Below are 13,661 nucleotides of genomic sequence, written 5' to 3'. Positions count from 1 at the left end.
CTCAGCCCTTCTTCAGCGCCTTGATCGCCGCCAGCACCTTGGGCGGCGAACAGGGCAGGCTGCGGATCCGCGCCCCCGTCGCCCCGGCAATGGCCGAAGCAATGGCAGGCAACGGCGGGGTGATCCCCGTCTCGCCCACACCGCGGACGCCGTAGGGATGGCCGGGGTTCGGCACCTCGACGATCACCGTGTCGATCATCGGCAGGTCGCTGGCCACCGGGATCCGGTAGTCGAGGAACACCGGGTTCTGCAACCGCCCGTCGGGGCCGTAGATGTATTCCTCGTTCAAGGCCCAGCCGATGCCCTGCGCGGCACCGCCCTGATACTGGCCCTCGACATAGGCCGGATGGATCGCGGTGCCCGCGTCCTGCACCACCAGATAGCGCAGGACCGTGGTCCGCCCCGTCTCCGGGTCCACCTCGACATCGACGACATGGGTGCCGAAGCTCGCGCCATAGCCGCCCGCCGTCACCTCGTGGTGGCCAGAGATCGGCCCGCCGGTCGAGCCCATCTTCGCCCCGATCTCGCCGATGGTCATGGGCGGGAACTTGCCCGCGTTCGGCCCGGCGGGGTGCGCCGCGCCGTCCTTCCATTCCACGGCGTCCGCGTCGATGCCCCACTCCGCCGCCGCACGCTTGCACATCTCGCGGATCGCGGCCTCGGCGGCGATCACCGCGGCCTTGCCGCTGGCAAAGGTCGCCCGGCTGCCGTGGGTCGGCTCGTTCACCCCAAGCGCCCCGGTTTCGACCACGTTCACCCGCACGTCCTCGTAGGGGATGCCGAGCGTTTCCGCGACCATGAGGCCGATCGAGGCGCGGCTGCCGCCGATGTCGGGCGTGCCGATCGACACGGTGGCCGTCCCGTCCTCGCCGATGGCCAGGCTGACCGAGGTCTCGCCGCCGTGGTTGAACCAGAAGCCCGAGGCCACGCCCCGGCCCTGGTTCGGCCCCAGCGGGATGCTGTAGTTGGGATGCGCCTTCGCCGCCTCCAGCGTTTCCTGAAGGCCGATCACGTCATAGACCGGGCCATAGGACGATTTGGACCCGTTCCGCGCCCCGTTCTTCAGCCGCACCTCGATGGGGTCGAGCCCCAGTTCCCGGCACAGCTCGTCGATCATGCTTTCCACCGCGAAGGCCGCCATGGGCGAGCCCGGCGCGCGGTAGGCGGCCGCCTTCGGGCGGTTGGTGATGATCTCGATCCCCTCGTGTTTCAGCGCGGGGATGTCATAGCAGGCAAAGGCGCAGGGCAGCGCCTCGCCGATGGGCGACATACCGGGGAAGGCGCCGCCCTGCATGCGGAAATAGACCTGGCCGGCGGTGATCGTGCCGTCGCGCTTCATCCCGATCTTCACATCCATCGAGGCGCTGGCCGTCGGCCCCGTGGCGCGCAGCACCTCCGACCGGCTCATCACCAGCTTGACCGGGCGCCCGCCTGCCTTCTTCGACAGCGCGAGCGTCAGCGGCTCCATGAAGATCGTGGTCTTGCCGCCGAAGCCGCCGCCGATTTCCGAAGGCGTCACGCGCAGGTTTGCCGCCTCGATGCCAAGGACGGCAGAGCACATCCGGCGGATGTACCAGTGCCCTTGCGTGCAGACCCACATCTCGCCGCGCCCGTCCTCGCCCAGCTGGCCCACGGCGGCATGGGGCTCGATATAGCCCTGATGCGTCGCCTCGGTGCGGTAGGTATGTTCGCGCACCACATCGGCGGCGGCAAAGCCCGCCTCGACATCGCCGTGCCCGAACTCCATGTAGCGCGCGACGTTGCCGTGCATCCCTTCGGGCACCGAGTAATCCGCGACACCGGGCCGGATCACCGGGGCATCCGGCGCAATGGCCGCATCGACATCGGTCACATGCGGCAGGACCTCGTATTCCACCTCGATCAGCCGCGCCGCGTCCTGCGCCAGCAGGGGCGAGGTCGCCGCGACCGCCGCCACCGCGTGGCCGTCATACAGAGCCCGATCCCCGGCCAGCGTGTTGTCCTGAAGGTTCAGGTCCTCGCCCGTCAGCCCCGTGGGCAGGTCGGCGCGCGTGACCACGGCCTTCACCCCCTCCAGCGCCAGGGCCTTGGACGCGTCGATCCTCACGATCCGCGCATGGGCATGGGGGCTGCGCACCACGGCGGCATGCAGCATCCCCGGCAGCGAGAAATCTGCGCCATACCGGGCGCGCCCAGTCACCTTGTCCAGCCCATCCGGGCGGTTGGGCCGGGTGCCGACGTACTTGTATCCGGTCTTCACATCATCCCGTGCCATCAGGCAGCCCCCCTGTGGTCTTGCCGCATCTCCGCCGCCGCGTCCTGCACCGCGCGGATGATCTTGTCGTATCCCGTGCAGCGGCACAGGTTCCCGGCCAGCCAATAGCGGATCTCGGTCTCGCTCGGGTCCGGGTTCCGCTCCAGAAGGGCCTTCGCCGCCACAAGAATCCCGGGAGTGCAGAAGCCGCACTGCAAGGCCGCATGTTCGATGAACTTGCGCTGCAAGGGGTGCAACCCGTCCCTGGCCATGCCCTCGATGGTTTCCACCCGCTTGCCGTTGGCCTCGGCCGCCAGCATCAGGCAGGAACAGACCAGCGTCCCGTCCACGGTGACCGAACAGGCACCGCAGTCGCCGGTGCCGCAGCCTTCCTTGGTGCCGGTCAGGTCCAGATGGTTCCGCAGCGCGTCCAGAAGCGTCTCGCGCGGGTCCGCCAGAAACTCCACCGGGTCGCCGTTGACGGTGGCGGTGACGTGAATCCTGCTCATGCCTTCATCCCTTTCGCCCGGTCATAGGCGATCTTCGCCGCCCGGCGAGCCAGCACGCCCGCCACTTCGATGCGGAACTCCTTCGTCCCGCGCTTGTCCGAAATCGGCTTCGCCTCGCCCTCTGCCGCCTTGGCCAGCGCAGCCAATGCCGCATCGTCCAGCGTCGTGCCGATGATCGCCTTGGCACAGGCCTCGGACAACAGGACCGTCGGAGCGACCGCCCCCAGCGCGACGCGCGCCTCCACCACCTTGTCCCCGTCAAGCCGCAGGTTCACCGCACAGCCGACGACCGCAATGTCCATCTCGGTCCGGGGGATGAACCGCAGATAGGCGTCGCCCCCGTTCTTTCCGCGCGGCGGCAGGGTGATCGCCGAGATCAACTCGCCCCTGGCCAGATTGGTCTTCCCCGGCCCCGCAGGCACCGCCTCGACCGGGATCTCGCGCGATCCGTTCGGCCCCGTCACCGTGACCGTCGCACCCGCAGCGATCAGGCCCGGCACCGAATCGGCGGCAGGCGAGCCGTTGCACAGATTCCCCGCCAGGGTTGCCCGGCCCTGCACCTGCGTTGACCCCACAAGGTTCATCCCCTCGACGACCCCCGGCCAGTCCCGCACCAGCTCTGCATGGCCGCCCAGCACGATCCCCGGCACCGCGATGCCGATCTTCCAGCCGCCTTCCGCTGTGCGTTCGATCCTGTCCACGCCCGGAATGTGCTTGAGGTCGATCAGATCGTCCGGCTGCACCATTCCGGCGCGCATCTGCACCAGCACATCGGTCCCGCCCGCCAGAAAGCGCAAGGTCCCGGAAGATGCCGCCGCAATGGCGGCTGCGTCGCTGAAGCTTGTTGGGGTGTGGTATCGCATTGCGCCTCCCTACCATAAGCAGGCGATCGCCTATCGCCGTTCGCCGCCGAGTTTGCGGCACCCGAAGCGCGGCTGCAATGGCAGTCTGCGACGGCTTGGGTCTGTCGCCGACCTTTCGACGCGCAAATGCGGCAACCCGCCAGCGATGCGGGCCTCGCATCGGCAGGTCGGCACGGCGACCCGGCCGGCGACATGAAAAACCCGCGCCGTCCGGCGGACGACGCAGCCAGGGCCATTGCCCGCGGCCAGAACACCCTGCGCCAGAGGTCCGACGGCCCGGCTTTCATCGGTCCGCCCGATGGTGCCGACGATCAGGTCAGCGGTGCAGCGTGTCGGTCGAAGAGAAGAACATCGCCTGGCTGACAGCCGAACGGACCTGTTCCTCGGTATAGGGCTTGTTGATCAGGAAGGCGGGTTCCGGACGCTCCCCGGTCAGCAGGCGTTCAGGGAAGGCGGTGATGAAAATCACCGGAATGTCGCCGAACTGCGCCAGGATCTCGTTCACCGCCTCGACGCCAGAGGAATTGTCGGCCAGCTGGATGTCGGCCAGGATCAGGTCGGGCCTGTCGGCAGCCGCCAGACGCACCGCCTCGCGGTGGGTGCGGGCGGTCCCGGTGACGCGGTGCCCCATGCCCTCGACGATGGCCGAGATGTCCATGGCGATGATCGCCTCGTCCTCGATCACCAGGACGGCGCCGCGCACCGACTGTTCCATCTCGCGCAGGGCGATGTCGATCAGTTCTGCGGCCTCGGCCTCGGTCGAACCCATGATCGCGGCGACATCGGCGGTGCCGAAGCCCTCGATGGTGTTCAGCAGCAGCGCCTCGCGCGAGTTCGGGGTCAGCGCCGCCAGATGCGCCTGCGCCGCGCCGGTCAGCGCGTCCTCGGCCTCGGCGACCGGCGCGCCGGAGGTGGACCAGATCGAATGGAAGACCGCAAACAGCCCCAGCTTCGGATCGCCGTGCGCCCCAAGCACGCCCGGATCGGCCACGATCGCTTCCAGCACGGCCACGGCATACCGGTCGCCGCTGGTCTGGTTCCCCGTCAGCGCGCGGGCGTATCGGCGCAGATAGGGCAGGTGTCGCGCCACGGTTGCCGAGTGGTCCACCGCTTCCTGTGCGAGCATGAGGTCTGTCTCCATGTTTCGTGGCAGATTTTGTTTTCCTGATCCGGAACCGAACGCGGCGCGCGACGTTTGGTTCCCGAAGCTCCGGAATAATTTTGAGCAGAACAGAAAATCACGGAACCATGACGACAGACAGGCGTTGCGGTCCGAAGGAACAGGATGCTGATGCGATGACCAAAGACCGCGACGAGGATCGACCGGACCGAAGGGCGATCCGGGCCCAGATCGACGAGAACCTGAAGCGGGTCTATACCGCCGCGCTGAACGAAGAGCTGCCGGACAGGTTCCGCGATCTTCTGGCGCAGCTGAAGGCGGGGGGCGGTTCGGGCAAGGGCGGTGCGGCGTGACCGGCCGGGACCGCTCGGCTGCGGTCGTCGTGCCGCTGGTGCCGGAAGATCCGCGCGACCGGCTGGCCGGGGCGATCCCGAAGCTGCGTGCCTTCGCGATCAGCCTGACCCGGGACGTGTCGCGCGCCGACGACCTGGTGCAGGAGACCATCCTGAAGGCCTGGACCAACATGGACAAGTTCGATCCGGCGACCAATCTGGATGCCTGGCTGTTCACCATCCTGCGCAACACCTTCTATTCCGGCCTGCGCAAGACCCGGCGCGAGGTGCAGGACAGCGACGGCGTCCATGCCGCCACGCTTTCGGTCAAGCCTGCACATGACGGCCGACTGGCGTTTCAGGAATTCCAGCGCGCCTTCGACAAGCTCAGCCCCGAACATCGCGAGGTCCTGATCCTGGTCGGCGCCTCGGGCTTTTCCTGCGAGGACGCGGCCGCGATGATGGGGGTCGCCATCGGAACGGTGAAAAGCCGCGCCAGCCGCGCCCGCAAGCGTCTGGCGGACCTTCTGCATCTTGAAGACGGCGAGGACCTCTTCGCGGGGACGGACGGCGCCACGCAGGCGGTCGTGCTGCGTCAGGCCGCGGCCGGATCTTGATCGGGGGTCCGGGAAAGCTCTGGCCAAGGCTCTGGCCGCGGTCCTCGCTGGGCACCCGGCTGGGGGCGACGCTGCTGCTGGCGCTGATGCCGCTGGGCCTCTTGTCGATCGTCCAGACCCGGGACGCCCTGGCGCAGCTGGACGCGACCACGCTGGAAGGCGTCGGGGGGGCCGCGGTCCAGTCGGTCCGCCCGCAGGTCGAGCTCATCCGGCAGGCCCAGGTCTCGGCGCGGGCACTGGCGGCGATCCTGTCGCGCGAAGGCCCGGAGGGTCCGGCCTGTGCGGACTGGGTCCGCTCGCTGGCCCGCGACATCCCACAAGCCACCCTGATCGCCTACATCCCGCTTGACGGCCTGATGACCTGTTCCTCGAACGGGGACGTCTTCGACTTCAAGGACAACCCCCGCTTTCAGGAGATGATCGCCACCCCCCTGCCCAAGCTGATCTACAACCCCGCCGGGCCGGTTTCGGGAATGGCCATCGTCGGTGCGGCCCATCCGGTCTTCACCCCTTCGGGCGCCCCGCGCGGCTTTGTCACCATCTCGCTGAACTACGCAGCGGTCGCGCCGGACGCCTATGTCGACTCCGTCGCCTCCTGGCATCCGACCTATCTTGCGACCTTTCAGGCGGATGGATCGCTGCTTCTGGCCTCGGATCCCGGCCTGGCGCCCGAGTCTGCCATCCCGGGCGGCATCAGCCGCGAAAGGCTTGCCGACCTTGCCGGCAAGCCGACCTTCGTCGCCACGCCCCAGGGGCGCCGGATCCTCTCCGTGGTCGGCGTGACGGACGGGCTGTTGCTGGTCTCGGTCTGGGAAAACCGCGATGCCGAGATCTGGAGCCGGGCAAGCAGCCTGACCCCCTATCTCCTGCCTGCGCTGACCTGGATCGCGGCGCTGGTTGCGGCCAGCTTTGCCTCGTCGCGCCTTGTGGTGCGGCATGTCCGGGCCCTGGCCAGGTCGATGGACGACTATACCGCCACCCGGAACCGCGTGCAGATCCCCGACCTTGACGGCGCCCCAACCGAGATCCAGCGCCTGCATGCCACCTACGAGGAACTGATCCGCACCATCGAGCAGGAAGAGGCCGAGTTGCAGAACCTGCTGATCGACAAGGACATCCTTCTGCGCGAGGTGGACCATCGCAGCGGCAACAGTCTACAGATCATCGCCTCCGTCATGCGCATGTACCGGCGCGAGGCGACGGATCCCGGCTTGCGGCAGGTTCTGGACAGCCTGATCAACCGGGTCATCGCGCTGTCCTCGACCCATACCAGCCTTTACGCGGTTTCGGGCCGGCAGGACATCGCGATGGACATGGTGCTGACCAACGTGGTCCGGCGTCTGAAAGAGATCCACGGCGTCGGGCTTGGCGTGGCGTCCAAGGACTTCCAGCCGGTGCAGATGGATGCGCAATCGGCCGTTCCGCTTGCGCTTGCCCTGGCCGAGGCGGTCGGCTGCTTTTTCTCGCGCCCGGGCCTGGGCGAGCGGGCCGTTTCCGTCTCGCTGTCCGAAAGCCGGGGCATGGTGCGGCTTCAGGTCGAAGGTCCGGTCGTGCCGGAGCTGCTGCCAGACGCGACCTCGGGCCTCACCGCGCTGCCGCAACGCATGCTGCGCCAGTTTGCGGCGCAACTGGGGGGGGCGGTCGTGCTGCGGCAGGACGGCGACCGGGTGCGGGTCGATCTGCATTTTCCCGTGGCGCGGCCCGAAGCAGGCTAGGCGCGGGCTGCGCGCAATCAGTGCCGGTGCAGAGCATGCCGCGCGTCAGATCCGGTCTGGCCGTCCGGCGCTGCGGCGGCCGCTTCGGCACGGTCCAGGCCGCGACCGAAAGCTGCCGAAAGGCCCGGCGCAAGGTCGCCCGCCAAGAGCCTCTCGGGCCGCGCCAGCCGTTTCAGATCGCCCGCAAGCCGGTCCCGAGCCGTGCCCAGCAGGCGGTCCTCTGCCTCGGTGCGGGGCAGAAGACAGGCCAGCGTCGCGCCCGCTGCCGCGGCCAGGGCGACGGCCACCAAAGGCTGCGCCTCGACTTCCGCCCGCGCAGGCTGTGCCACGGCCACACGGGCAAGATAGGTCCTTTCCCGCGCCTCCAGCGCCGCGGACCGCGCCGCCTCGCCCAGCGACTCGAGCCCCCGGCCCAGCGCAATCGCGGTCTCGGCGGCGAAGGCGGCGACAATCTCGGCACGGTGCCGGGCCAGATCCGCTGGCGGGGCCAGTCCGGTCCGGGCGGCGTCGTCGATCCGCGCCAAGAGCGCCAGCGCCCTGGCGCGCAGATCGCGCGCCTCGACCAGCCAGTCTTCCTCGGGCTCAAAAGGCAGCGGCTCGGCATCAGGGGCAGGCGGGCCGCCTTCGTCTTCCCAGCGGCTCAACGCCTCATAGCGGGTTCCGGCCAGGGTCGGGGACGCTTGCCCATCCTGCCCGGTCAGCCAGTCCGCCCCGCGCGCCAGGCCCTCAGAGGCTCGCGCCACCACAGCCGCAGCGCCCGATTTCAGCGATGCCGCGCCGTGGGACAAGATCGACGCCGGCCGCATCCGATCGCGCAGGGCCGCCAGCGACCGGGCCAGCGCCTCGCGGTCACGCTCCAGCGCGCGTTCGATTTCCGGAATGCTCTGATAGGACATATCATGTTTCCTTTCTGCCAAACCCGGACCGGACCGCAGCCACATCCCGGCCGAGACCGCGCAGCAGTCGTCCGGGCCTGCGCCCGCGCAGCCGCAGACCGGCCCGGCCCGCAGCGGCAAGTCCAAGCGCCAACAGCAGCATGAGCCCGCCCACTATCAGCGCCGCCCAGACCGGACCAAGCCCGGCATGCACCAGGGCGCCGACCGCGGCTCCGGCCAGGACGTTCAGCCCGACAAGCGCGACCACCGCCGCACCTGCCAGCTTCCCCAGCCCTGACGTGACCGAGCGCAGGCTGTCCGCAGCCTCGGCCCGGGCCAGCTGCAATTCACCCTGGACAAGGCGCCCGACCCCCGAAACCACCTGCAACAGCAGTCCCGCAAGCCCGGAATCGGCCGCGTTTGCCTGATCCGCAGAATGATCGCGCATCAGACCCGCGGTCCCCGGTCGGCCTCAGGCCCGCTCTCGGCCACACGGCGCGCGGCGGACGCACGCAGAAACCGCGCCGCGGCAAAGCCAGCCACGGCCGCGACCGCCATGAAGGCGCCCGGATGGCGCCGTGCCAGCGCGCGGACATCGGTTGCCAATTCGCCGACCGACCGCTCGCGCAGCGACCGCGACGCGCTCGACAGGCCCTCGGCCACCGTGCTCAGCACGCGCGCGGGCAGCACATCGACGGTCCGGTCCACAGAGGCCCGCTCCAGTGTCGCGGCCAGCCGCGCGCCGGCATCGGACAGCGTCTCGCGCACGGCATCGGCCTTGTCCAGGGCGACGTCGCGCGCCGACTCCAGCACCGCGCCCGCACCCGAGACGAGGGTGTCCCTGGCATCCGCCGCCTTGCGCCTGACGGTTTCCACGCCGGTCTCGGCGGCCTCTGCGGCCGAAGCGGCCATCTCGCCCGCCGCGGCGCCCATCTGGTCGCCTGCCTCGTCCACAGCGCGCAGCGCCTTCTTCCCGGTCTCTTCGGCGGTCTTCTTCAGGGTCTGGGTCATGGCTTGCATCTCCTGGGTCTGGGAAACATCACCGCGACGTCCGGCCGCGGGCTCTGCCACAACAAGCCGCGACACGCCGTTCGGTTCCGTCCCGCGTTTCGAGGCCTGTCGGGGTCGGCCATTCCCCACCTCGGGCGTGAGCCGGCGACGCAGCATGAGAGCCAGGATCCAAAGAGACGGGGAACCGGTCCGTCCGGGCTGCGTTGTTGGTCCAGAACCGCAATCAAGGCTCCTACCGAGCCTCCGAACCCCAAGGAGATTTCTCATGCTGGGATGGGCCGTTACCTTCCTTCTCATCGCCATCGTCGCCGGTGTTCTCGGCTTCGGCGGCATCGCCGGAACGTCCGCAGGCATCGCGCAGATCCTGTTCGTGATCTTCCTGATCCTCTTCGTCGTCTCGCTGGTCCGCGGGGCGATGTCGCGCTGATCCGGCGCCTACCGGACCCTCTGTCCCAAGGGGGCGGTCCTTTCCCTGCCGTCTTCCCCTCGACTGGGCCGCGACACCTGTCGCGGCCCGTTTTTCATGGCCGCGCGACACTCGCCGACAGAAGGCGGTCAGTGTAAGGGCAAAAGGACCGGACCAGCGGCTCAGGTCGTGACGGCGGGTTTCTCGACCAGCGTCACCGGAACCCCGTGGCCATCAAGGGTCGGCTGCACCCGGCGCAGGAACAGCCGCAGCGCGGCCAGCGCCGCGCCGGGCCGGACCGTCAGGAGAACGCTGCCTTCGCCACGCCGCAGCGCCGGCAGAAAGACCACGATCGTGCGCATGACGGAAAATATCTCGGCCGCGTCCGCACCGTCGGCGGCCAGCACCAGACGGTGCAACCGGCCCATCCCGCGCACCTTTTCCTCCAACGCGGCAAGCGAGGCGCTCTGGCCGAAATCGGCGCAGATCACCCGGGCCTCGGGCAGGGCGGCCTCGGCCAGGGCAAGGCGCAGCATCGACGGCCCCGCGACGATCACCTGCACCGTCGCGCCGGGCGCAACCAGTTCGGGCGCAAGCGACAGCGCCGCGTCGTTCATCAGGATCACGGCCTGCGTGCCGTGCGGGGTGTCGGTCTTGACCATTCCTGCCCTCCGCCTGCGCCGGACCACGGCGCGCAAGGGCAACGCAGCGGCGGGGGTGGCGGTTCCGACCTCTGGCCTCTGGCAGCAAGGCAAACGGGAACCGCCGGGCAGCAGCCTGCGTTGTCGCGCAATGGACCGGGGGAACATACCGGGGGGAACATACCGGGGGGAACATCATGCGCGAGACCGAGGCGACGGCCGCACCGGGGCGAGAGCCGGGGCAAGACAGGTCGGCAAGCCTTGCCGATGGCGGGCATGCCGTCGTGTCGCTGACCACGCTGGCCACCATCACCGTCGTCTGCACCATCCTCTACATCGGGCGCGACCTGTTCCTGCCCCTGGCGCTGGGGATGCTGTTCGCCTTCATCCTGACCCCGGTGGTCAATGCGCTGCGGCGGCTGGGCCTGCGCGACCTTGTCGCCGTCATCCTGACCGTGCTGACCACCGCTGCGATGGTTGCAGCCTTCGTCCTGATCTTTGCCTACCAGCTGTCCCAGATCGGAGCGAACCTGCCGCAGTATCAGGGAAATGTCCTGGCCAAGGTGGACACGATCCTGCAAGCGGGCACCGACAGCCGGATGATCCAGCACCTCCAGGAAATGATCGCCGACATTTCCGCCCGCCTGTCCGAGCGGACCCAGGCCGCCGACGATACCCGCGCGATGCGGGTCGAGGTGGTGGAACAGGCCGGCCTGAAGGCCTGGCTCGACGACGTGATCCTGCCGGCGCTGACCCCGGTCGCGATCTTCGGCCTGATCTTCGTCGTGGTGATCTTCGCGCTGCTGGAACGGGCCAGCCTGCGCGACCGGCTGGTGCAGCTGATCGGGGGGGCGAACATCCTGTCCACCTCGCGGCTGCTGGCCGAGGCCGGGGGGCGCGTCTCGACCTATCTTCTGGCGCAGCTGGTGGTGAACATCATCTACGCCGTGCCGATCGGCCTTGGCCTCTGGCTGATCGGCGTGCCGAACGCGCTGTTCTTCGGGCTGGTCACCCTGGTCCTACGCTTTGTCCCCTATATCGGCGCGGCGATCTCGGCGATCCTGCCACTTCTGATGGCCTTCGCCGTCTCGCCCGACTGGTCGCTGGTCCTGTGGACGGCTGCGCTGTTCCTGGTCGTCGAACTTGTCACCTCGAACATCATCGAACCCTGGTTCTACGGCCAGCGCACCGGGGTCTCGCCGCTGGCCGTGATCGTTTCGGCGATGTTCTGGACCTGGCTCTGGGGTCCGATGGGCCTCATCATCGCCACGCCCCTCACCGTCTGCCTTGTGGTGATCGGCCACCATGTCCCCTCCCTGCGCCTGTTCCCGATTCTCTTCGGCGACAAACCCGTCCTGGCCGAAAGCGCGCGGCTCTACGACCGCCTGCTGGCCGGCCGCTCCTTCGAGTTCACCGAGGCCGCGGCGACCTCGACGGCGCAGCACTACCTGGCGGACTACTACGACCGGACCGCCCTGCCCGCCCTCGCGCTCGCCCAGGCCGACAGCGCGGCGGGGCTTCTGTCCGACCATCAGGTCCACCGCATCGCCAGCGCGGCCTAGACCCTGACCGGCGATCTGGAAACCGTGGTCGAGGACGAACTGGCGTTGGCCGCAAGCCTGCCCGAGGGCGAGGCGCCCGAGGTGCCTCAGGCGGACGCGGCCGGTCTGGTCACCAACGGCCGGCTGGACGGACTGGGCCGCAGGATTGCGGTGATGGGGGCGCAGACCCGGCTGGACGAGGCGGCCGCCCGCATGGTCGCCCAGGCCATGCGCGCCGAAGGGGCAGAGGTAGAGCACCTGCCGCCGCGGGCCGCTCTGCCGCGGGCGCTTGGCGATTTCCGGCCCGAGACCCTGGTCATCGTCGGTCTGGACGGCACCTCGGGCACCGCCACCGACCTTCTGCTGCGCCAGATGCGCCGCCGACTGCCCGGCACCCGCATCGGCATCGCCCTCTGGAAAGCGCAGGGAATCGGGACACGGCCCGAGCCCAGGGGCCGCAGCCTGGCCGATTTTCAGGTCACGGGTATGGAAGACCTGTTCGCGGCGGCCTTCAGCCGCCCGACTGACGCTCCGGCACTGGCCGGATGACCGGGCAGGGCGCCATGGCTCAGGGCAGGTGCCGGTGGACGACCGTCACACCCCGCACCCGCCGCGCCATCAGCCCGATCCCCAGCCGGCGCAGCGGCGGCACCAGAAGCAGCAGGCCCAGCGCATCGGTGAAGAACCCCGGCAGGATCAGCAGCATCGCCGCCACCGCGATCAGCGCCTGGTCCACGACGGGCGACAGAGGATCCTCGGCCATGCGGCCCCGGAAGCCCTCGACGAACTCTTCCCGCCGCACCGCCATGCCGGACGCGGCGAGACGCCGCAGGATCAGCATGCCGCCCATCGCGGTCAGCAGCACCCAGGCCAGCGTCAGCCACAGGCCCAGCCGCGCGCCCAGGGTCACGAACAGCGCAATTTCCACCAGGGGAAGCGCCAGAATCGCCAGGATGATCGCCATCGCATGTCTCCGCCCGTCCGATCCGGCCTCGTGTGGTAGACTTCGGCGGGTGCCCACCCTACATAGGGTCCAACCGTGCCCATTCCAACGGAACATCAAAGGTTCAGAGGTCAGCAATGAACGGCTCCTTGATCCAGCTTCTTGTCCTAGCTGGGATCGCCATCTTCCTCATTCTCAAGCTGCGTTCCGTGCTGGGCACCCGCGACGGCTTCGAACGGCCCCCCTTGCCGCTCGAGGACGTACGCCCCCGAATCCGCCGCGACTTCGAGGTGATCGAGGGCGGGCCCGACCGCGACATCACCGACCATGTGGCCGAAGGCTCGGACGCCGCCCGCGCCCTGGCCGAGATGAAGAAGGTCGAACCCGCCTTTGCGGTGGGCGAGTTCCTGCAGGGCGCGCGCGGCGCCTACGAGATGATCCTGACCGCCTTCGAGAAGGGCGAGCTTGACCGCATCCGCCCCTTCCTGTCCGACGAGGTCGCCGCCAGCTTTGCCGAGGCCATCGCCGCGCGCGAAGCTGCGGGCCTGACGATCGAGGCCAATTTCCTCGGCATCAAGGAACTGACGCTGCACGATGCGACCTTCAACCCCGACAGCCGGATGGCCGAGATCTCGGTCCGCTTCGCCGCCGACCAGACCTATGTCGTGCGCAACAAGGCGGGCGAGATCGTCGAAGGCTCGCCGCGCGAGGTGAAGAAGACCCGCGATACCTGGACCTTCGCGCGGCGGATGGGGACGGACGATCCGAACTGGCAACTTGTCGCGACCGGCGACTGACCTGCCTTGCAATGCGCGCGGCCCGTTCCCTTGTTCCGGTCCTGCTTGCAGTCCTGGC

General features: G+C 69.0%; 16 protein-coding genes. 7 read left to right on the top strand and 9 right to left on the bottom strand.

The genetic code is table 11. The features are described from left to right. Position 1: 1 nt before the first annotated feature. The 4 genes from G8O29_RS04560 to G8O29_RS04545 all read right to left on the bottom strand — a co-directional run bounded on the left by G8O29_RS04560 (position 2) and on the right by G8O29_RS04545 (position 4,731). Entirely contained in the window at positions 2–2,254 is a 2,253-nt protein-coding gene (locus G8O29_RS04560; protein ID WP_166402026.1) for a xanthine dehydrogenase family protein molybdopterin-binding subunit, read from the bottom strand. Further along, positions 2,254–2,742, bottom strand: a complete 489-nt coding sequence (locus G8O29_RS04555) for a (2Fe-2S)-binding protein (protein WP_166402025.1) — start codon at positions 2,740–2,742, stop codon at positions 2,254–2,256. Before G8O29_RS04555 ends, G8O29_RS04560 begins: the two co-directional genes overlap by 1 nt. Beyond that, a complete protein-coding gene (locus tag G8O29_RS04550) occupies positions 2,739–3,605 on the bottom strand; it encodes an FAD binding domain-containing protein (RefSeq protein WP_166402024.1) in 867 nt (288 codons plus the stop codon). Before G8O29_RS04550 ends, G8O29_RS04555 begins: the two co-directional genes overlap by 4 nt. Before the next feature lie 316 nt (positions 3,606–3,921). Further along, positions 3,922–4,731, bottom strand: a complete 810-nt coding sequence (locus G8O29_RS04545) for a response regulator (protein WP_166402097.1) — start codon at positions 4,729–4,731, stop codon at positions 3,922–3,924. A 170-nt stretch (positions 4,732–4,901) separates the two neighbouring features. On the opposite strand from G8O29_RS04545, the gene G8O29_RS04540 reads away from it, so the two are divergent. From G8O29_RS04540 to G8O29_RS04530, 3 genes are read left to right on the top strand one after another with little or no spacing between them, the layout of a single operon-like run. Beyond that, entirely contained in the window at positions 4,902–5,078 is a 177-nt protein-coding gene (locus G8O29_RS04540) for a NepR family anti-sigma factor (protein WP_166402023.1), read from the top strand. Continuing rightward, positions 5,075–5,674 carry an RNA polymerase sigma factor gene (locus G8O29_RS04535; protein WP_367890122.1) on the top strand — a complete coding sequence of 200 codons (600 nt, stop codon included), beginning with the start codon at positions 5,075–5,077 and terminating at the stop codon, positions 5,672–5,674. Before G8O29_RS04540 ends, G8O29_RS04535 begins: the two co-directional genes overlap by 4 nt. Beyond that, on the top strand, positions 5,671–7,389 hold the full coding sequence (locus G8O29_RS04530; protein WP_166402022.1) for a sensor histidine kinase: 1,719 nt from the start codon (positions 5,671–5,673) through the stop codon (positions 7,387–7,389). Before G8O29_RS04535 ends, G8O29_RS04530 begins: the two co-directional genes overlap by 4 nt. Before the next feature lie 17 nt (positions 7,390–7,406). Here the strand turns inward: G8O29_RS04530 and G8O29_RS04525 are convergent, their stop codons facing one another. From G8O29_RS04525 to G8O29_RS04515, 3 genes are read right to left on the bottom strand one after another with little or no spacing between them, the layout of a single operon-like run. Beyond that, positions 7,407–8,285, bottom strand: coding sequence for a hypothetical protein (locus tag G8O29_RS04525; protein ID WP_166402021.1), 879 nt, complete (start codon positions 8,283–8,285; stop codon positions 7,407–7,409). Position 8,286: 1 nt separating this feature from the next. Beyond that, positions 8,287–8,712 carry a phage holin family protein gene (locus G8O29_RS04520; RefSeq protein ID WP_166402020.1) on the bottom strand — a complete coding sequence of 142 codons (426 nt, stop codon included), beginning with the start codon at positions 8,710–8,712 and terminating at the stop codon, positions 8,287–8,289. Further along, positions 8,712–9,275: a hypothetical protein gene (locus tag G8O29_RS04515; protein WP_166402019.1), complete on the bottom strand. Its 564-nt coding sequence runs from the start codon at positions 9,273–9,275 to the stop codon at positions 8,712–8,714. Before G8O29_RS04515 ends, G8O29_RS04520 begins: the two co-directional genes overlap by 1 nt. A gap of 265 nt (positions 9,276–9,540) precedes the next feature. On the opposite strand from G8O29_RS04515, the gene G8O29_RS04510 reads away from it, so the two are divergent. Next, a complete protein-coding gene (locus G8O29_RS04510; RefSeq protein ID WP_166402018.1) occupies positions 9,541–9,702 on the top strand; it encodes a DUF1328 domain-containing protein in 162 nt (53 codons plus the stop codon). 161 nt (positions 9,703–9,863) lie between these two features. Here G8O29_RS04510 and G8O29_RS04505 read toward each other — a convergent pair whose 3' ends face one another. Continuing rightward, on the bottom strand, positions 9,864–10,343 hold the full coding sequence (locus tag G8O29_RS04505) for a hypothetical protein (protein WP_166402017.1): 480 nt from the start codon (positions 10,341–10,343) through the stop codon (positions 9,864–9,866). Positions 10,344–10,519: 176 nt separating this feature from the next. On the opposite strand from G8O29_RS04505, the gene G8O29_RS04500 reads away from it, so the two are divergent. Together G8O29_RS04500 and G8O29_RS04495 are read left to right on the top strand one after the other, a co-directional pair. Continuing rightward, positions 10,520–11,884: an AI-2E family transporter gene (locus tag G8O29_RS04500; RefSeq protein WP_166402016.1), complete on the top strand. Its 1,365-nt coding sequence runs from the start codon at positions 10,520–10,522 to the stop codon at positions 11,882–11,884. 24 nt (positions 11,885–11,908) lie between these two features. After that, positions 11,909–12,412 carry a hypothetical protein gene (locus G8O29_RS04495; protein WP_166402015.1) on the top strand — a complete coding sequence of 168 codons (504 nt, stop codon included), beginning with the start codon at positions 11,909–11,911 and terminating at the stop codon, positions 12,410–12,412. A 19-nt stretch (positions 12,413–12,431) separates the two neighbouring features. Here G8O29_RS04495 and G8O29_RS04490 read toward each other — a convergent pair whose 3' ends face one another. Next, the gene (locus tag G8O29_RS04490) at positions 12,432–12,827 is read right to left on the bottom strand and encodes an FxsA family protein (protein WP_166402014.1); all 396 of its coding nucleotides are present in this window, start codon (positions 12,825–12,827) and stop codon (positions 12,432–12,434) included. 116 nt (positions 12,828–12,943) lie between these two features. Between G8O29_RS04490 and G8O29_RS04485 the strand changes: the two genes are divergently transcribed. Beyond that, positions 12,944–13,603 (top strand): Tim44/TimA family putative adaptor protein, encoded by a 660-nt coding sequence (locus tag G8O29_RS04485; protein ID WP_166402013.1) that lies wholly within the window; start codon positions 12,944–12,946, stop codon positions 13,601–13,603. Positions 13,604–13,661: the final 58 nt, after the last annotated feature.

Source organism: Rhodobacter calidifons (genome assembly GCF_011174775.1).
GTDB lineage: Bacteria > Pseudomonadota > Alphaproteobacteria > Rhodobacterales > Rhodobacteraceae > Tabrizicola > Tabrizicola calidifons.
The sequence above is the reverse complement of the archived record's forward strand: the minus strand, read 5'-3'. Positions and strand labels throughout refer to the sequence as shown.